This window comes from Pseudomonas sp. GM_Psu_1 (assembly GCF_026544185.1).
In the GTDB taxonomy this organism is placed as follows: domain Bacteria; phylum Pseudomonadota; class Gammaproteobacteria; order Pseudomonadales; family Pseudomonadaceae; genus Chryseomonas; species Chryseomonas oryzihabitans.
On sequence record NZ_JALNUX010000004.1, the window covers coordinates 197,165 to 216,928 of the forward strand.

Annotated in this window: 12 protein-coding genes; 8 read left to right on the forward strand and 4 right to left on the reverse strand. The window is 68.1% G+C overall.

Going from position 1 to position 19,764, the window contains the following annotated elements; all coding sequences use genetic code 11:
- Positions 1 to 88: 88 nt before the first annotated feature.
- From OXS31_RS08400 to gshA, 3 genes are all read left to right on the forward strand, one after another.
- Entirely contained in the window at positions 89 to 2,407 is a 2,319-nt protein-coding gene (locus tag OXS31_RS08400) for a Tex family protein (protein ID WP_267398674.1), read from the forward strand.
- A gap of 2 nt (positions 2,408 to 2,409) precedes the next feature.
- Positions 2,410 to 2,793, forward strand: coding sequence for a PaaI family thioesterase (locus OXS31_RS08405; RefSeq protein ID WP_267398676.1), 384 nt, complete (start codon positions 2,410 to 2,412; stop codon positions 2,791 to 2,793).
- Positions 2,794 to 3,003: 210 nt separating this feature from the next.
- A complete protein-coding gene (gene gshA / locus OXS31_RS08410; protein ID WP_267398677.1) occupies positions 3,004 to 4,581 on the forward strand; it encodes a glutamate--cysteine ligase in 1,578 nt (525 codons plus the stop codon).
- An 820-nt stretch (positions 4,582 to 5,401) separates the two neighbouring features.
- Here the strand turns inward: gshA and argA are convergent.
- Positions 5,402 to 6,700, reverse strand: a complete 1,299-nt coding sequence (argA, locus tag OXS31_RS08415) for an amino-acid N-acetyltransferase (protein WP_007161264.1) — start codon at positions 6,698 to 6,700, stop codon at positions 5,402 to 5,404.
- Positions 6,701 to 6,863: 163 nt separating this feature from the next.
- The gene (gene argE / locus OXS31_RS08420; protein ID WP_108581503.1) at positions 6,864 to 8,024 is read right to left on the reverse strand and encodes an acetylornithine deacetylase; all 1,161 of its coding nucleotides are present in this window, start codon (positions 8,022 to 8,024) and stop codon (positions 6,864 to 6,866) included.
- A 170-nt stretch (positions 8,025 to 8,194) separates the two neighbouring features.
- Here argE and OXS31_RS08425 point away from each other — a divergent pair, with 170 nt between their 5' ends.
- From OXS31_RS08425 to OXS31_RS08440, 4 genes are all read left to right on the forward strand, one after another.
- Positions 8,195 to 9,544 carry an inorganic triphosphatase gene (locus tag OXS31_RS08425; protein ID WP_144955095.1) on the forward strand — a complete coding sequence of 450 codons (1,350 nt, stop codon included), beginning with the start codon at positions 8,195 to 8,197 and terminating at the stop codon, positions 9,542 to 9,544.
- A gap of 189 nt (positions 9,545 to 9,733) precedes the next feature.
- Positions 9,734 to 11,515, forward strand: coding sequence for a GspE/PulE family protein (locus OXS31_RS08430; protein WP_027598246.1), 1,782 nt, complete (start codon positions 9,734 to 9,736; stop codon positions 11,513 to 11,515).
- A gap of 37 nt (positions 11,516 to 11,552) precedes the next feature.
- Positions 11,553 to 15,899: a PAS domain S-box protein gene (locus OXS31_RS08435; RefSeq protein WP_150340011.1), complete on the forward strand. Its 4,347-nt coding sequence runs from the start codon at positions 11,553 to 11,555 to the stop codon at positions 15,897 to 15,899.
- Between the two features lie 87 nt (positions 15,900 to 15,986).
- Entirely contained in the window at positions 15,987 to 16,301 is a 315-nt protein-coding gene (locus OXS31_RS08440) for a DUF2388 domain-containing protein (RefSeq protein WP_007161269.1), read from the forward strand.
- An 80-nt stretch (positions 16,302 to 16,381) separates the two neighbouring features.
- Here the strand turns inward: OXS31_RS08440 and gcvH are convergent, their stop codons facing one another.
- A complete protein-coding gene (gcvH, locus tag OXS31_RS08445; protein ID WP_007161270.1) occupies positions 16,382 to 16,765 on the reverse strand; it encodes a glycine cleavage system protein GcvH in 384 nt (127 codons plus the stop codon).
- Positions 16,766 to 16,842: 77 nt separating this feature from the next.
- Positions 16,843 to 17,886 (reverse strand): glycoside hydrolase family 5 protein, encoded by a 1,044-nt coding sequence (locus OXS31_RS08450; RefSeq protein WP_027598243.1) that lies wholly within the window; start codon positions 17,884 to 17,886, stop codon positions 16,843 to 16,845.
- A gap of 440 nt (positions 17,887 to 18,326) precedes the next feature.
- Here OXS31_RS08450 and OXS31_RS08455 point away from each other — a divergent pair, with 440 nt between their 5' ends.
- The gene (locus OXS31_RS08455) at positions 18,327 to 19,655 is read left to right on the forward strand and encodes a sorbosone dehydrogenase family protein (protein WP_267398679.1); all 1,329 of its coding nucleotides are present in this window, start codon (positions 18,327 to 18,329) and stop codon (positions 19,653 to 19,655) included.
- Positions 19,656 to 19,764: the final 109 nt, after the last annotated feature.

Here is a 19,764-nt window from a genome sequence, read left to right on the forward strand (position 1 = left end):
GGGGTGGCGGTGCCGGCATGGGAGGCAGGGCTCCGGCGGGCTCGGGTATACTGCCGCCCGCTTTTTCTCGTGCAAGCCAGGTAGCCCGATGGATATCAATAGCCGCATCGCCGAAGAGCTCGGCGCCCGCCCGCAACAGGTCGCCGCCGCCGTGGCCCTGCTCGACGAAGGGTCGACCGTGCCCTTCATCGCCCGTTACCGCAAGGAAGTCACCGGCAGCCTGGACGACACCCAGCTGCGTCATCTCGAAGAGCGGCTGCGCTATCTGCGCGAGCTGGAAGAGCGCCGCGGCGCGGTGCTGGCCTCCATCGAGGAGCAGGGCAAGCTGACCCCCGAACTGGCCCGCGAGATCAACCTGGCCGACACCAAGACCCGCCTGGAAGACCTCTATCTGCCCTACAAGCAGAAGCGCCGCACCAAGGGCCAGATCGCCCTGGAAGCCGGCCTCGGCCCGCTGGCGGAGGCGCTGCTGCAGGATCCGACCCTGACCCCGGAGTCCGAAGCCGCCGGCTATGTCGACGCGGACAAGGGCGTGGCGGACGTCAAGGCCGCTCTGGAAGGCGCCAAGTACATCCTCATGGAGCGCTTCGCCGAAGACGCCGACCTGCTGGCGCGGCTGCGCGGCGTCCTGCAGCAGGACGCCATCCTCAGCGCACGACTGGTGCCCGGCAAGGAGACCGAAGGCGCCAAGTTCAGCGACTACTTCGAGCATGACGAGCCCTTCAAGGCGGTGCCCTCGCACCGCGCCCTGGCGATCTTCCGCGGCCGCAACGAGGGCATGCTCAGCGCCGCGCTCAAGCTCGGCGAAGAAGGCCCGGGCATCGCCCATCCCTGCGAAGGCCTGATCGCCGCGCATTTCGAGCTGAAGAACCAGGGCCGCGCCGCGGACAAGTGGCTTTCCGAGGTGGTGCGCTGGACCTGGAAGGTCAAGCTCTATACCTCCCTGGAAACCGACCTGCTCGGCGAGCTGCGCGAAAAGGCCGAGGAAGAGGCCATCGCGGTCTTTGCCCGCAACCTGCACGACCTGCTGCTGGCCGCGCCGGCCGGCCCGCGCACTACCCTGGCGCTGGACCCGGGTCTGCGTACCGGCTGCAAGGTCGCCGTGGTGGACGCCACGGGCAAGCTGCTGGCCACCGACACCGTCTATCCCCATGCGCCGCGCAATCAGTGGGACCAGACCCTGGCCACCCTCGGCGTGCTCTGCACCAAGCATGGCGTGGACCTGATCGCCATCGGCAACGGTACCGCCAGCCGCGAGACCGACAAGCTGGCCGGCGAGCTGATCAGCAAGTACCCGGGACTCGGCCTGACCAAGGTGATGGTCAGCGAAGCCGGTGCCTCGGTGTATTCCGCCTCGGAACTGGCCGCCCGGGAATTTCCCGAGCTGGACGTCTCCCTGCGTGGCGCCGTGTCCATCGCCCGCCGCCTGCAGGATCCGCTGGCCGAGCTGGTGAAGATCGAGCCCAAGTCCATCGGCGTGGGCCAGTACCAGCACGACGTCTCCCAGCTCAAGCTGGCGCGCAGCCTGGACGCCGTGGTGGAAGACTGCGTGAACGCCGTGGGCGTGGACGTGAATACCGCTTCCGCCGCCCTGCTGGCGCGGATCTCCGGGCTCAACGCCACCCTGGCGCAGAACATCGTGCAATTCCGCGATGCCAACGGCGCCTTCGCCACCCGTGAGGCCCTGAAGAAGGTGCCGCGCCTGGGCGACAAGACCTTCGAGCAGGCCGCCGGCTTCCTGCGCGTGATGAGCGGCGCCAATCCGCTGGACGCCTCGGCGGTGCACCCGGAGACCTATCCCCTGGTGCAGCGCATCGCCGCCGACACCGGTCGCGACATCCGCTCGCTGATCGGCGATTCGGCCTTTCTCAAGCGGCTGGATCCGAAGAAGTTCACCGATGAGAGCTTTGGCCTGCCGACGGTGACCGACATCCTCCAGGAACTGGACAAGCCGGGTCGCGATCCGCGTCCGGAGTTCAAGACCGCGGTGTTCCAGGACGGCGTGGAGAAGCTTTCCGACCTCAAGCCCGGCATGGTGCTGGAGGGCGTCATCACCAACGTCACCAACTTCGGTGCCTTCGTCGACATCGGCGTGCACCAGGACGGCCTGGTGCACATCAGCGCGCTGTCGGAGAAGTTCGTCAAGGATCCCTACGAGGTGGTCAAGGCGGGCGACATCGTCAAGGTAAAGGTGATGGAGGTGGACGTGCCGCGCAATCGCGTGGGACTGTCCATGCGCATGGGCGACACCCCCGGCGAGAAGGTCGATGGCAAGCCCGGCGGCCAGACCCGCGGCAACGGTGGCAAGCCGCGCACCGACAAGGGCGCCCCGCGCCAAACCCAGGCCGCGCCGGCCAACAATGCCATGGCGTCCCTGTTCGCCAACGCCAAGCAACTGAGGAAATAGGCATGAGCGGTTCTCTCGCAGGCAAAGACAGCGCCTTCAGCACCCTGCTGGGCATGACCATCCACAAGGCCGGGGGTGGCGAGTCCGAGGTGCGCATGAGCGTGCAGGACACGCTCATCAACCTGCACGGCAAGCTGCATGGCGGTGCCATCTTCTCGCTGATCGACACCGCCCTGGGCCAGGCCAGCCACAGCCTGTTCGATGGCCAGGCCGGCAGCGTGACCCTGGAATGCAAGGTCAACTACGTGCGTGGCGTCAGCGACGGCGAACTGGTCTGCCGCGCCCGGGTGATCCACCCGGGCCGCAAGACCCATGTGCTGGAAGCCCAGGTGCATCAGGGCGACAAGCTGATCGCCCTGGCCCAGGCGACCTTCGCCTGTCTGTGACCGGCCAGAGCGGGCGGCAGCGAAGCGGCGCATATCGCCCTTTGCCGTCGCCTGAGCTACGCTGGGAGACAACTGAGCGGGTTGCGGTCTGAGGCTTGAACCCGGACCGCAGCAGTGACTGCTGCCCCCGCGTCGGCCCTGGCCGGCAACCCTCATTTCAGTCGGTTTCTTCTACCCTGCCCGGGGCGAGTACCGCCATAGGAAGTCAACTTGAGCGATATCCTGTCCCGCCGCCTGGCCCTGCTCGGCGCTGATCCCACCCTTCTCGCCGAATGCCTGCACGGCATCGAGCGCGAGACCCTGCGGGTGGACGCCCGTGGCCAGCTGTCCCGCCGCCCCCATCCCCGGGCGCTGGGCTCGGCCCTGACCCATCCGCAGATCACCACGGACTACTCCGAGGCCCTGCTCGAATTCATCACCCCCACCGGCACCCGCACCCCCGACGTGCTGGACGCCTTGGATCGGGTGCACCGCGCCGCGGTCGCCGAACTCGACGGCGAGCGCCTCTGGAGCGGCTCCATGCCCTGCGCGCTGCCGGCGGAGGACGAGATCCCCATCGCCGACTACGGCAGCTCCAACATCGGCCGGCTCAAGCACGTCTACCGCCGCGGCCTGGCCCTGCGCTACAGCCGCACCATGCAGTGCATCGCCGGCATCCACTACAACTTCTCGCTGCCGGAAGCGGCCTGGGAGCTCCTGCGCCAGCAGGAAGGTGACGCCCGCGATGCCCGCGACTACCAGTCGGCGCGCTATATCGCCCTGATCCGCAACTTCCGCCGCTACAGCTGGCTGCTGATGTACCTGTTCGGCGCCTCGCCGGCGCTGGACGCAGGCTTCCTGCGGGGCCGGCCACATCGGTTGCAGACCCTCGACGAGCGGACCCTGTACCTGCCCCATGCCACCAGCCTACGCATGAGCGACCTGGGCTATCAGAGCAACGCCCAGGCCAGCCTGACGCCGGACTACAACGATCTGACCACCTATACCGAGAGCCTGAGACGCGCGGTGGGTACGCCCTACCCGCCCTATGCGGAGATCGGCACGCACCAGAACGGCGAGTGGGTGCAGCTCAACACCAACATCCTGCAGATCGAGAACGAGTACTACGCCACCATCCGCCCGAAGCGCGTCACCCGCAGCGGCGAGCGGCCGGTGCAGGCGCTGATGGCGCGCGGCGTGCAGTACATCGAGGTGCGCTGCCTGGACATCGATCCCTTCCTGCCGCTGGGCATCGATACCACCGCCGCGCTGTTCCTCGACGCCTTCCTGCTCTATTGCGCCCTGGAAGGCAGTCCGCCGCTCAACGGCGAGTGCAGCGAATGCACCGACAACTTCGCCAGCGTGGTGCGCGAAGGCCGCAAGCCGGGCCTGCGCCTGCAGCGCCATGGCGCCTCGGTGACCATGATCGACTGGGCGGCGGAGATGCTCGACCAGATCGAGCGCTGCGCCGAGACCCTGGACGCCAGCCTGGGCGGCGACGCCCATCGCCGGGCGGTGGCGGTGCAGCGGCAGAAGGTCGCCGATGTCCGCCTCACCCCCTCGGCGCGGGTGCTGCAGGAGCTGCGCGAAAGAGGCGAGAGCTTCGCCGACTTCGGCCTGCGCCAGAGCGAGGCTCATGCGGCCTATTTCGCCAGCCACCCGCTGAGCGCCGGCGAGCAGGCCTGCTATGCCCAGATGGCACGCCAGTCGCTGGAAGAGCAGGCGGAGATCGAGGCGGCGCCCCAGGGGGATTTCGATACCTTCGTGGCGGCCTATCAGGCGAGCATTCTGGCGACGATCGGGGTGTAGATGCGTAGGTTGGGTTGAGCGAGAGCGAAGCCCAACATTGCGGTGCCAAGTGCCAAAGAGCTTGTTGGTGCCTTAGCTGATTGTCGTGCTTTGCTGATGGCTCTTGTGTCGCCCCCTCGGGCGACTCACTTTTTTCAGTCGCGGCTGCGCGCCCCGGAAAAAAGTAAGCAAAAACGCTTGCCCCGACCATCCGGCCCTCCGCTGCGCTCCGGGTGACTCGCGTTGCTCGCCCTTCGGGCCAGCCTACGGCTGTTACTTCGCTACGCTACGTTTCGCTCACGCCAGCACCGTTCCGGGGTCGGTCCAGATGGGCCGTCCATGGCCCACTGGACCTCTCGCCGCATCCATGCGGCTCGACCCACTCCACGACACTGGCGCTCGCCCTGCTGAACGGGGCGATTCGCCAGCCTGGAGGTTCTGGATGAAGAACCCTGAACAGCCCGCAGCCCGTAGCCCGTAGCCCGTAGCCCGTAGCCCGTAGCCCGTAGCCCGTAGCCCGTAGCGTGGACGGCGGCGAAGCCTTGTCCGCTGAGCAACGGAGCCCATTAGTGGAAAACGCTGCGCGGTTTTCCACGCTACGTCTCCAGACGCCAGCGGGCGACTCGATGGTTGACGAGTGCGCCTTCCGGCATAGATGCAGGAAGGGCCAGCTCCGCCTTGCAGCGGTTTCCGTTGGGACTGGCGCTATCGCGGCCATGGGCCGCTCCTACAGGCGTGCCTTGAATCTGTAGGAGCGGCCCATGGCCGCGATGACGGTGGGACTTGGCAGTATTGGCTTCGACGATACAGCCGTCTCAGCCCAACCTACGAGCGCGCGCTCTTACAAGCCCTTCTCGAAAATCTTCGAATTGCGCTGGAAGTTGTACAGCGATGCCCGCGCCGCAGGGAGGCGCTCCACGCTGCTGGGTTCGAAGCCGCGTTCGCGGAACCAGTGGGCGGTCTTGGTGGTGAGCACGAACAGGGTGCTCAGGCCGCGCTCGCGGGCGCGTTGTTCGATGCGGGCCAGCAGGGCGTCGCCGCGACCGCCGTGGCGGTAGTCGGGATTGACCGCGAGGCACGCCAGCTCGCCCGCCGCCGAGTCGGCGATGGGATAGAGCGCCGCGCAGGCGATGATCAGGCCTTCGCGTTCGACGATGCTGAATTGCTCGATCTCGCGCTCCAGCACCTCGCGGGAACGGCGCACCAGGATGCCCTGTTCTTCCAGCGGGCGGATCAGCTCCATCAGGCCGCCGACGTCGGCGATGGTCGCCTCGCGCAGGGTCTCGAAAGGCTCCTGGGCCACCAGGGTGCCGCTGCCGGCGCGGGTGAAGAGTTCGGTGAGCAGGGCGCCGTCCTCGGCGTAGCCGACGATGTGGCAGCGGCGTACGCCACCGCGGGTGGCCTGGGCGGCGGCGTCGAGCAGTTCGGCCTGGTAGGAGCTGCCCAGGCGCGCCAGATGGGTGGGGATCTGCTGCGGACCGATCTCGCGGATCAGGGCGCCGTGTTCGTCCAGCAGGCCCGGTTCGGCGCCGTAGAGCACCAGCTTGTCGGCGCCCAGATCGATGGCGGCGCGCATGGCGACGTCTTCGCAGGCCAGGTTGAAGGTCTCGCCGGTGGGGGAATAGCCCAGTGGCGAGAGCAGCACGATGGTGCGCTCGTCGAGCAGGCGGCCGATGCCGCGGCGGTCGATGCGGCGGACTTCGCCGGTGTGGTGGAAGTCGACGCCATCCTGCACCCCGACCGGGCGCGCGGTGACCAGATTGCCGCTGGCGACGCGCAGCCGCGAGCCCTGCATGGGCGAGGCGGCCATGTCCATGGACAGGCGCGCCTCGATGGCGCTGCGCAGGCTGCCGACGGCATCGATCACCGCTTCCAGGGTCGGGCCGTCGGTGATGCGCAGGTCGTTGTAGAAGCGCGGCTCGATGCCGCGCGCGGCCAGGCGCGATTCGATCTGCGGACGGGAGCCGTGGACCAGCACCAGGCGCACACCCAGGCTGTGCAGCAGCACCAGGTCGTGGACGATGTTGCCGAAGTTGGGGTGGGCGACGCCGTCACCGGGCAGCATGACGACGAAGGTGGCGTCGCGGTGGGCGTTGATATAGGGCGAGGCGTGGCGGAGCCAGTTGACGTATTCGTGCATCGAGACGAAGACCCTTGGAGGATAGGCGGGAGGGTGAACGAGGGCAGGCAGGGCGTTCAGCGTCGTCGCAGCACGGGGGTTCCTCGACAGGGAGCGGATGGGCAGACAGCCTCAGTAGACCGTCTGGAGTTTACAAAAAGTCACGCCGGACGCGCGGGTCTGTTCATCGGACCGCTGCGGCCGCGCCCAGGCAGTAGTGGCCGATCAGCTGCTGCAGCAGCTCGACGGTAGGCGCGATCCGCGCCAGCGCCAGGTGCTCCTCGGGCTGGTGCGCGCAGCTGATGTCGCCGGGGCCGAGCACCAGTACCTCCTGGGTGATCGCCTGCAAATAGGGCGCCTCGGTGGCGAAGGCCACGGCCTCGGCGCGGTGGCCGGTGAGCCGCTCGGCCAGGCGCACCAGTTCGGCCTCGGCGGGCTGCTCGAAGGGCGGTACGGCGGGAAACAGCGGCTGGTAGTCGATCCGTACCCCGAAGCGTTCGGCGACCGGCAGCAGCCGCCCGCGGATGGCCTGGCGCAGGGCTTCGGGCTGCATGCCCGGCAGGGGGCGCAGGTCGAATTCCAGAGCGCACTGGCCGCAGATGCGGTTGGGATTGTCGCCGCCATGGATGCAGCCCAGATTCAGCGTCGGCTGGGGCACCAGGAACAGCGGATTGCGGTATTCACGCTGCCACTGGGCGCGCAGGTCGAGCAGCTCGCCCATCACCGCCTGCATGGCGTCCAGGGCGCTGTGGCCCAGGCTCGGATCGGAGGAGTGGCCGCTCTGGCCGAGGATGTCGATGCGCTCCATGAGGATGCCCTTGTGCAGGCGGATCGGCCGCAATCCGGTCGGCTCGCCGATCACTGCGGCGCGGCCCAGGGGGCGGCCGGCTTCGGCCAGTACCCGGGCGCCGTCCATGGAGGATTCCTCGTCGCAGGTGGCCAGCACGATCAGCGGCTGGCGCAGCTGGCGCGGATCCAGGTCGCGTACCGCCTCGAGGATCAACGCGAAGAAGCCCTTCATGTCGCAACTGCCCAGGCCGTACCAGCGATCGTCGGCGTCGCGCAGACGCAGGGGATCGGCCTGCCAGAGCGCGGCGTCATAGGGTACGGTATCGGTATGGCCGGCCAGCACCAGACCGCCCGGCCCGCTGCCCAGGGTGGCGATCAGGTTGAACTTGCCGGGTGCTACCTCCTGGGTCTCGCAGGCGAAGCCCAGGGCGCCGAACCAGTCGCTCAGGCGGGCGATGACGCCAGCGTTGGACTGGTCCAGGGCGGGCTGGGTGCAGCTCACCGAGCTTTCGGCGATCAGGGTTGAGAACAGAGCTTTCAGCGCGGGCAGGGTCATGCGGGGTCTCCTGGTCACGCCTCCATCATGGCGCCATCCGCCGCGCGATGAAACCTTCATGCGCCAGGGGGGCGGGACGGGCTAAACTAGCGCCCACGTTCTCGCCGTCCGTCGTCATGACGCGCTCGGCACGGAGCCGGACCGTTCTCTTCCGGCGCCAGGATCCTCCAATGGCCAAAGAAACCGAAATCAAGCTGCGCGCCAGTGCGGCGACCCTCGACGCCCTGCGCGCTCATCCGCTGCTGAAGAAGCGTTGCAAGGACGGCTGGCAGCGCCACGAGCTGTCCAACTGCTATTACGACACCGACACCCGCGACCTGGCCCATGCCAAGGTCGCCCTGCGTGTGCGCCGTGATGGCGAGCGTTTCATCCAGACGCTCAAGAGTCGCGGCCAGAGCCTGGCCGGGCTGTCCGAGCGCAACGAGTGGGAATGGCCGCTGGCCGATGCCACCCTGGACACCGCGCTGTTCGACGACAGCTGCTGGCCGGCGGAACTGGCCGACCTGGACCTGCGCCGCCTGCAGCCGGTGTTCGACACCGATTTCGTCCGCGACGCCGCGGAGATCGCCTGGGGCCGGGGCAAGGCCCGAACCATCATCGAAGTCGCCCTCGACCAGGGCGAGGTGCGTGCCGGCGACCAGCGCGAGGCCATCGCCGAGGTCGAGCTGGAATTGCGCCAGGGCGAACCGGCCGCGCTGCTGGAACTGGCCGAACAACTGGCCGCCGAATTCCCGCTGATGCCCTGCGACATCAGCAAGGCCGAGCGTGGCTATCGCCTGCACGATGCGGCGAGCTACACCCTCTACCTCTCTGCGCCGGAACTCGACGCCGAAACGCCGCTGGACGAGGCCGTCGCCCGCCTCGGCGGACACCTGCTGGCCGGCAGCCAGCGCTTGGCCGAACAGTATCGCTGGAATGGCCACTGGCGCCTGCTGGTGGACTGGGTGCACCAGCTGATCGACCTGCGCGCCCTGCTCGGCAGCCTTGGCCAGGCCGCTCCGCGGGCCACCAGCCGCGACCTGCGCCAGACCCTCGACGAGCTGCTCGCCGACTGGCGCCCGCTGGCCGCCATCGGCCAGGACGACGAGGAAGCCCGCCGCCAGGCACCGCAGCGCTTCGCCACCGAACTGGAGCAGCCGCGCTGGGGCCTGTTCTCCCTGCGCGCCGCGCGCTGGCTGCACGAGCGCGCCTGGACCCAGGGCCGCACCGGCCGTGGCGAACGCCAGGGCGCGACGCCCCTGGGCCAGTGGCTGCCGCGCTTCCTGGCCCTGGAAGCGGCCGAGTTGCCGCTGCTACGCGCCATCACCGAACCCGAGTTGATCGAGCAGCAGCTGCCGCGCCTGGAGCGCATGCAGGTCTGGCTGCACCTGGCGCGGGGCGCGCTGGACCTGCCCGAAGCCGATCGGCTGTATGGCGAACTGGGCAAGCTGGCGCCGCTGAGCGCCCATGGCGATCTCGCCGGGGTAGCCGAGCAGGCGCGCCTGGTCCATGGCCTGGCGCCCTGGAAAGCCCTGGCCTGAGCCGCCGAATGGCGGGAACGGCTGGCGCATCCGGCCGTCCATCCTGATGGCACAAGGCCGCGAGCGATTCCTTAATACAAAATCGCTATGCTGGAGGAGGCGACCAACCTGGCGGGTAGCGCAGGCGGGTCGTCCCCGGTCAGGCACCGGGCGCCACCCCGAGTGCGACCACCTTTTCAAGGAGTCCAGATGTCCGCCATAGCTTCCCCTTCCGCTGATCGTTGGCTCGACCTGGGCGACATCCTGCGCGAGCTGGTCAGCCAGCAGCGGATCGACCAGCAGACCGCCGAACAGTGCCTGCTCCTGCGCCGCGGTTCGGCCAATCCGCAGCAGCATCCGCTGGAGTTCCTGGCGGCGCAGAGCGTGGACGACCTCAGTCGCCCGGGGCGCAAGCTGGATCTGGACAGCCTTACCCGCTGGCTCGCCGAGTATTCCGGCCAGCCCTTCTACCGCATCGATCCGCTCAAGGTGGACGTGGCCTCGGTCACCCCGCTGATGTCCTACGCCTTCGCCCAGCGCAACAAGATCCTCGCCGTGGCGGTGAGCCCGGACGAGGTGACGGTGGCCAGCGCCCAGCCCTTCGTGCACAGCTGGGAAAGCAACCTCACCCATGTGCTGCAGCGGCCGATCAAGCGCGTGGTGGCCAGCCCGGCGGACATCACCCGCTACACCCAGGAATTCTTTCGCCTGGCGCGCTCGGTCACCGGCGCCTCGGCGGTGGAGCAGAAGACCAGCGGCGTCGGCAACTTCGAGCAGCTGGTCAATCTCGGCGCCGCCGATGGCGAGCCGGATGCCAACGACGCCCACATCGTCAACATCGTCGACTGGCTGTTCCAGTACGCCTTCCAGCAGCGCGCCAGCGATATCCACGTCGAGCCGCGTCGCGAGCAGGGCGCGGTGCGCTTTCGCATCGACGGGGTGCTGCACACCGTCTACCAGTTCCCGGCCCAGGTCACCCTGGCGGTGGTCAGCCGGATCAAGAACCTCGGGCGCATGAACGTCGCCGAGAAGCGCAAGCCCCAGGACGGCCGGATCAAGACGCGCATGGCCGGCGAGAAGGAAGTCGAACTGCGCCTGTCGACCATGCCCACCGCCTTCGGCGAAAAGCTGGTGATGCGGATCTTCGACCCGGACGTGCTGCTCAAGAGCTTCGACCAGCTCGGTTTCTCCGCCGACGACCTGCGCCGCTGGGCCGGCATGACCGGGCAACCCAACGGCATCATCCTGGTCACCGGTCCCACCGGTTCGGGCAAGACCACCACGCTGTACACCACCCTCAAGCAGCTGGCCACGCCCGAGGTCAACGTCTGCACCATCGAAGATCCCATCGAGATGGTGGAGGACGCCTTCAACCAGATGCAGGTGCAGCCCAACATCGAGGTGACCTTCGCCAGTGGCGTCAGGGCGCTGATGCGACAGGATCCCGACATCATCATGATCGGCGAGATCCGCGACCTGGAAACCGCCGAGATGGCCATCCAGGCGGCCCTGACCGGTCACCTGGTGCTCTCCACCCTGCACACCAACGACGCCCCCAGCTCGGTGAGTCGCCTGATCGAACTGGGCGTGCCCTACTACCTGATCCGCGCCACGGTGCTCGGCGTCATGGCCCAGCGGCTGGTGCGGACCCTCTGCCCGGCCTGCAAGACGCCCACCGAACTGGACCCGGCCGCCTGGCAGGAACTGACCAAGCCGTGGAACGCCCCGCTGCCCACCGGCGCCATGCAGCCGGTGGGTTGCCCGGAATGTCGTGACACCGGCTATCGCGGTCGTGCCGGGGTATACGAAATCCTCACCCTCTCCGATAGTCTGCGCGAACTGGTGACGGCGGATACCGACATCACCGCGCTGCGGCGGCAGGCGTTCAAGGAAGGCATGCGCAGCCTGCGGCTGTCCGGTGCGCAAAAGATCGCCGCCGGCTTCACCACCGTGGAAGAAGTCCTGCGCGTCACGCCCCAGAGCGAACGTTAGGTCCAGCAGCCCGCGAGCGGAACAAGGATAGCCAGCCGTGCAGACAACCGTCGTGAACCCTGCCGTGGGTGCCGAGGACGCCGAGCAGCGCCGTCGCCGCCAGGCGCTCCTGGCCACCTGCGGCCTGCTCGACGGCCAGCCGGAGCCGGCCCTCGACGACCTGGTGGAACTGGCGGCCACCCTCTGCGAGACGCCCATCGCCGCGGTCAACCTGCTTGGCGAGGAGCAGCAGCTGTTCATCGCCGAACGCGGCCTGGGCGTGGCGGAAATTCCCCTGGCGCTGTCCTTCTGCCAGCACCTGCACGACGCCCGGGAGGCGCGGCAGATCGAGGACCTGAGCCAGGATCCGCGCTTTACCGACAATCCCCTGGTGACCGATCCGGCCGGGCTGAGATTCTATGCCGGCGCTCCGCTGCGGACGGCCGAAGGCGTCTTTCTCGGCACCCTCTGCGTGCTCGACTGGCAACCGCGCGAGCTGAACGCCGCACGCCTGAGCGGCCTCGAACGCCTGGCGCGCCAGGTGCTGCGCCTGTTCGAGACGCGGTTGCAGGCGGCCTCGCCGGCGCGGCACAGCACCCTCGACGAAACCCATTACCGCGCCCTGATGGACGTCAATCCGCAGATCATCTGGTTCGCGCGGCCCGATGGCAGCTTCGAATACGCCAATCGCTACTGGTACGAATACAGCGGCCTGAGTCCGGCCAGCGTGGTCGCCGACCCCGATCTCTGGGCCGGCGCCATCCATCCCGAGCAGCGTCCGCAGCTGTTGCGGCGCTGGCGCGAGGTGCGCGAGCAACGCGTCGCCGGCAGCCTGGAATTGCAGCTGCGCGATGCCGAGGGTCACTATCGCTGGTTCGAAACCCGCACCATGCCCTTCACCAATGCCAGCGGCGAGATCGAGCACTGGGTGGGCGTGGCCCAGGACATCGACAGCCGCAAGCGGGCGGAAACGGCGCTACGGGAAAGCGAGGCCTTCGCCCACCTGCTGCTCGAATCGACCCACGAGGGCTTCTGCGCCCTGGATCGCCAGGGCCGCGCCACCCTCTGCAACCGCGCCTTCCGGCAGATGCTCGGCCTGCCCGAGGACCGCGACATCCTCGGCGAACGCCTGGACACCCGGCTCAGCTCCGCCCGCAGCGAGGATGGCGCCCGGGCCCTGCAGCGCGCCGCCAGCGAAGGCGCCACCCTGCACCTGTCCGCCGACGCCCTGCTGCGCGAGGACGGCAGTCTGCTGCCGGTGGAATGGCGCGCCCAGCCGCTCTGGCGCGACGGCGAGGTCCAGGGCGCCATCTGCACCTTCGTCGACCTCAGCGAACGCATTCGCAGCCATGACCGCCAGCGCTTTTTGCTCGAACTGGGCGACCTGCTGCATGGCGTGACCCACACCGGCGAAGTCGCCTCGGTACTGGGCGACAGCCTCGGCCACCTGCTCGCCGTGCAGCGCATCGGCTATGCCCGGGTCGGCCGCGACGGCAGCCTGACCATCGACAGCGACTGGCTCGAACAGGGCCGAACCCACCGTCTCAACCTGCCCAGCCTGGCGCACTGGCACACCTCGGCGGTGGAGGAGCTGCGCCGCGGCATCATCGTCAGCGTGGAAGACAGCACCCAGGACAGTCGCCTGGGCGAGATGCGCACCCAGTTGGTGGAGCATGGCGTGCGCGCCGGCCTGGTGGTGCCCCTGCTCGCCGAAGAACAGCTGGTGGGTCTGCTGTTCCTCTATGCCGACACGCCCCGCCACTGGACCATCGGCGATGTCGCCCTGGTACGCGAGGTGGCCGAGCGCATCCGCATCGTCATCGAGCGCACCGCCGCAGCCGACGCCCTGCGCCTGGCCGAGCAGCGCATCGCCCTGGCCATGGACGTGGCCGACTTGGGCGTCTGGGACTATGACATCGACCGCGACCTGATCAGCTGGGATTCGCGCCTCGCCCATCTGGTCGGGGCCACGGAGCGCCGCTGCACCCTGCGCGGCGCGGCGCTGCTGCGCGCCCTGCACCCCGCCGACGCGCCCCGGGTGCGGGCCTATGTCAGCGCGGCCATCCAGGGCGGCGGCAATGCCTATGACCTGCGGCTGACCTTTCGCGTGCGCAGTCCGCGCCAGGGCGAGCCGGTGTGGCTGAGCATCCGCGGCCGCGAACGCCTGGAGCCCGGCGGTCAGCGGCGGCTGGTGGGCATCGCCCGCGACATCACCCGCGAACGCCATGACGCCGATCGCATCAGCGAGACCAATCGCCAGCTGCGCCGGCAGATCGAGGAGCGCCGCGCCGCCGAAGCCCGCCAGCACGCCCTCATCGAACTGGGCGACCGCCTGCGCGAAGGCGACCCGGAAAGCGCCGGGGTGGCCGCGGCCCTGGAACTGGTGGGTACCCGACTGGGCCTGCGCCGGGTCGGCTATGCCCGTCTGGACGAGAGTCGCGGCACCTTCGTCCCGCACCAGATGTGGACGCCCAATGGCCACTTCGACCAGGCCCTGGCCTATCCGCTGCTCGCCCCCGACAGCCTGGGCAGCCAGGAGGGCGAAGCGCCCCTGGTGATCGACGACGTCAGCCAGGACCCGCGCGCCCAGGCCAATGCGCAGCGCCTGCTCGACCTGGAGATCGCGGCGCTGGTGGACATCCCGCTCTATGAAGACGGTCGCCTGCGCGCACTGTTCGTCGCCCATGACCAGCGCGCCCGGTTGTGGACGGAAGGCGAGGTGCAATTTCTGCGCGACGTCACCGACCGGCTCTGGTCGGCCATCTGCCGGCAGCGCTCCCAGGACGCCCAGCGCGAGAGCGAGGGCCGTTTCCGGCTCATGGCCGACAGCGCACCGGTGCTGATCTGGGCCTGCGACGCCGACGGCCAGCTGCAATTCGTCAACCAGCGCTTCGCCAGCGAATTCGATCTGCACGACGCCGATCTGCACGACCAGGGCTGGAGCGCCCTGCTGCCGGACAGCGAATGCCCGGCCTTCGAGGGTGCCTTCAAGCAGGCCGTCGCCACCCACAGCGCCCTGCGCGCGGAGGTGCGAGTGCGCAATGCCCAGGGCGAATGGCGCTGGCTACGCCTGGAGGGCACCCCGCGCCTGGAGCTCGACGGCGAATTCCATGGCCTGGTGGGCTGTGGCGTGGACGTCACCGAGGCGCGCCAGACCACCGACCAGCTGGAACAGCGCATCGCCGAGCGTACCCAGGAACTGGGGCGTAGCCATGCGCGGCTGATCGCCGAGATCTACGAACGCGAGCGCACCGAGGAAGCCCTGCGCCAGTCGCAGAAAATGGAAGCCATCGGCCAGCTCACCGGCGGCATCGCCCACGACTTCAACAACATGCTCACCGGCATCGTCGGCGCCCTCGACCTGATCCGCCTGCGCATCGCCAACGGCCGCACCCAGGACCTGGATCGCTACATCAACGCCGCGGTCAATTCGGCCGACCGTGCCGCCGCCCTCACCCACCGGCTGCTGGCCTTCGCCCGCCGCCAGACCCTGGACCCGCAGCCGGTGGACGTCCACCAGCTGGTCGCCTCCCTGCAGGACCTGCTGGTGCGCACCGTGGGCGAAAACGTCGCCCTGCGCCTGGATCTGGCGCCGGTCGCCTGGCTGGCCCACAGCGATACCCATCAGCTGGAAAACGCCCTGCTCAACCTGGTCATCAATGGCCGCGACGCCATGCCCGCCGGCGGCGAGCTGTGCATCGCCACCGCCAACCTCAGCCTCGACGCCGAGGCGGCGGCCCGCGAATCCCTGACTCCGGGCGACTATGTGCGCCTGAGCGTGGCCGACACCGGCACCGGCATGCCACCGGAGGTCAAGGCCAAGGCCTTCGAACCCTTCTTCACCACCAAGCCGGCCGGCCAGGGCACGGGGCTCGGCCTGTCGATGATCTACGGCTTCGTCAAGCAGTCCGGCGGCACCGCGCGCATCGACACCGAACAGGGCCAGGGCACCACCATCAGTCTCTATCTGCCGCGCCATCCGGAGGTGGCGGCCGCCGCCACCGATCAACCGACGCTCAAGGTCGCGCCCCGCGCCGAGGCGGGCCAGACCGTGCTGGTGGTGGAGGACGAATACGCGGTGCGCATGATCGTGCTGGAGGTGCTCGCGGAGCTGGGCTACACCGCGCTGGAGGCGAGCGATGCCGATGGCGCCCTGCCGATCATCGAGAGCGATCAGCGGCTGGACCTGCTCATCAGCGACGTCGGCCTGCCCGGCATGAACGGCCGCCAGCTCGCCGAGATCGCCCGTGGTCGGCGCCCCGAGCTCAAGGTGCTGTTCATCACCGGCTATGCCAAGAACGCCAAGGTGCGCGGCGAATTCCTCGGCGAGAACATGGACATGCTGATCAAGCCCTTCGACATCGATGCCCTGGCCGAGCGCATCCACAGCATGATCCAACGCTAGGCACTGGCGAAGAAGCCGGCACAGGGCGCTGGAACTCGAAGGACGTCTGAGCTCTCTATAGGAAACCTCAAGAAGGAGATCTCATCCATGCGCCTGAAGAAGCTTGCTCTGGTTTCCCTGATCGGCCTGCCGCTGCTGGCCGCGACCACCGCCGCCAATGCGGATGCCCGGTTCTGGCGGCATGCCGCGACCCTCGGGGCGACCTCGGGCTCGTTCTATACCACCAGCCGTGACGACCACAAGATCGTCGCCGCCACCCAGGACGACGCCAGCTCCTACCTGGCCAGCAACGGCCAGATCCGTGGCCCCTACCTGGAGGCCGCGCTGCGCGACATGCGCGCCGCCGAGCCAGGCCTCAAGGCCAGCGACAGCGATCTCGCCATGCGTATCCTGACCCAGTAAGGGCCAGGCAAAAAAAGAACCCCGCCGGCCACGCCGCGCGGGGTTCTTTTTTGCTCGGGGTCCGGGCGGCGGATGGCGCCTCAGCTCTCGCTGGCGGCGCGATAGCCGTCGGCGTCGAGCAGCTTGTCCAGCTCGGCCGCATCCTGCGGCTTGAGCTTGAAGAACCAGGCGCCATAGGGCTCGCCATTGACCTGCTCGGGGGCGTCGGCCAGGGCCTCGTTGACGGCGATCACCTCGCCGCCCACCGGGGCATAGATGTCCGAGGCCGCCTTCACCGATTCCACCACCCCGGCCTGGTCACCGGCGGCGAGGGTCTTGCCGACTTCCGGCAGTTCGATGAAGACCACATCGCCCAGGGCTTCCTGGGCATGGTCGGAAATGCCGACGGTCACGCTACCGTCGGCTTCCAGACGGGCCCATTCGTGGCTGGCGGCATAACGCAGGTCGGCGGGAATCTGGCTCATGAGAGGTCCTCGGGGCTGGCACGGTTAAAAGGCAAGGGTAGCCTGCCGACCCCGGGGACCGCCATCGCTGGCCGGGCTTATTTGGGACCGATGCTCGCGCAGCTGCTGCTGTCGACGTACTTCTTCAGGGTCGCCCACTGGGGTCGATCCACGCCGTTGATGGGTTCTACCGCCAGGTTGTAGTTGCCCCAGCCGGGACCGGCGGCCCAGTAGCTGGCCGGAATGCAGTGCTGCTTGAGATAGGCCAGCATGTTGTCCATGGCCACCAGCCAGCGCGGATCGTCGTCCGGCACGCCGAATTCGCCGATGTAGCCCTGCTTGCCGTTCTTCTTCAGCCAGTCGACGAAGGGCTTGACGCGATTCACCCCGACCATGGGGTCGAAGCCGCTCATGTCCTTGCTGGCGTACTGGCCGCCACCGTCATTGTCGAAATAGACGTGGGCGGAAAAGATCAGCTTGTTGGCCGGGTCCTTGAGCGCCAGCAGCGGATCGTTCCACTGCGGCCAGCGCGCGGCGCTGGACCAGCCGTTGCCCTCGACGATGATGGGGTGGACGCTGTCCACGGTACGGATGCCGTTGATGCCGTGTTGGGCGGCGGTCGGCCAGAAGGCCACGGCGTCGTGGGGCTCGTTCATGATGTCGTAACCGAAGAGCGCCGGGTGCTTGCCGAAGCGGAAGGCCAGGCGATAGGTCACGTCCCAGTAGTTGAAGTAGGTGACCTTGCCGGCGCCGATCACCTCGCCGCGATAGCGCGCATAGTTGTGCAGGTCGAGGATCACCTTGACGCCATACTTCTGGGCGTAATTCAGTGTCTGGGTGACCAGGGCGCCATAGTCCGGATCCAGCATCGAATTCAGGTTGGGCTGGATGCGCTCCCAAATGATCGGAAAGCGCACCAGCTTGATGCCCTTGGCGCTCCAGTCCTTGAAGTGCTGTTCGCTGGGAAAGATGTAGTTGCGGTTGTTGAGGCCGGGCAGCACCTGGCTGGCGAAGCCGGCACCGGAGAAGTTGAGACCGACCAGGTCGACCGCCTGGGCCGAACCCAGGAGTGCGCTGCTCAGGGCCAGGGTACCGGCCAGCCGCAGGGAAAACTGGCGCAAGCGCCGGGTAAGGGATTGCATGACTGCACCTGTGAAAAGAAAGACTCCCCGCCCCCGCAAGCTAGCGGGTCCTGGCGTAGGCGAGTTCAGGCGGCCGCGTCCGCTTGCGGCGCCACTGGGTGCGACTTCGTCGTCATTGTTGGGGCAGCTATCGGCGTCAGCTGCGCCAGCTTTAGTGAATCTTTCGTTCAAAAACAGCTAGTTACGCTTTGATTTACGTCAGATAGCCGGCGCTTTTCCGCAGACCTCGGCGCAGTCCCGCTAACACCTTGAATCGGCAAGACTTTCCGTATCCGTGAAAGAACGAGCGCAGCGCCCGAGCACTCAAAAAGACCGACTGGGGAAAAAGAGTCATTTTCAAAACCGGACTGCACAGATGCCCAGTATGGCCACGGAACCGGCCCCGGAACGTTCGCCGGCAGCCGGGCTCTATCCTGCGAGCCCCTCGCGAGAGCCCTGCCATGCCCCTGAGCACGCCCCATCCCTTGCGTACCCTGGCCCTGACCCTGGCCGCCGTGACCCTGCTCGGCTGCGGCGAGACCGCGCGCCTGCAGCGCGAAGCCGGCTATGGGCCGACGCCGACCCTGCCGGAACCCCACAAGACACTGCTACCGACCATCAACGTGGCCCCGGCGGTCGGCTGGCCCGAAGGCGGCAAGCCCACTGCCGCGCCCGGCACCCAGGTCCAGGCCTTCGCCCGTGGCCTGGACCATCCGCGCTGGCTCTATGTGCTGCCCAATGGCGATGTGCTGGTGGCGGAAAGCAATGCGCCCAAGCGCGAGGATTTTCCCGGGATCAAGAACTGGATCGCGGGTCTGTTCATGAAGAAGGCCGGCGCCGGGGTGCCCAGCGCCGACCGCATCACCCTGTTGCGCGATGCCGACGGCGATGGCGTCGCCGAGACCCGCACCGTCTTCGCCGAACAGCTGCATTCGCCGTTCGGCATGGTGCTGGTGGGCGAGGACTTTTATGTCGCCAATGCCGATGCCCTGGTGCGCTTCTCCTATCGCCCCGGTGCGACTCGCCTGGAAGGCCAGCCGGTGACGGTCACCGAGCTGCCGGCGGGCATCAATCACCACTGGACCAAGAACGTCATCGCCAGTCGCGACGGCAAGAAGCTCTATCTCACCGTGGGCTCCAACAGCAACGTCGGCGAAAACGGCCTGGATATCGAGGAAGGCCGCGCCGCCATCTGGGAGCTGGATCGCGCCAGCGGCCAGAAACGCCTGTTCGCCACCGGCCTGCGCAACCCCAATGGGCTGGACTGGGAGCCCAGCACCGGCAAACTGTGGACGGTGGTCAACGAACGCGACGAGATCGGCAGCGACCTGGTGCCGGACTATGCCACCTCGGTGCAGGACGGCGGCTTCTATGGCTGGCCCTACAGCTACTGGGGCAAGACCGTGGACAGCCGGGTACAGCCGCCCCGCCCGGATCTGGTGGCCAAGGCGCTGACCCCGGACTACGCCCTGGGTACCCACACCGCCTCCCTGGGCCTGGCCTTCGCGAGCGCCGACAGCGGGTTGCCGACGGCGTTTCGCCAGGGCATGTTCGTCGGCCAGCACGGCTCCTGGAATCGCGATCCCAAGAGCGGCTACAAGGTCGTCTTCGTGCCCTTCCAGAACGGCAAGCCCAGCGGCCCGCCGCGCGACCTGCTGACCGGCTTCCTCAATGGCAAGGAAGAGGCCCAGGGACGTCCGGTCGGGGTGGTCAACGATGGTCACGGCGGCCTGCTGGTGGCCGACGATGTCGGCAATACGATCTGGCGGGTCAGCGCCCAGCGTCCCTGAGCCGTGTTAATCCGGCCTTAAGCGCCCTGGCCTAGGCTGGAGGCTGACCATCCTAGAGATGGTCACCGCTCTTGCCGAGGCCGGCCCGGAGCGGTAAAACCGCTCAACC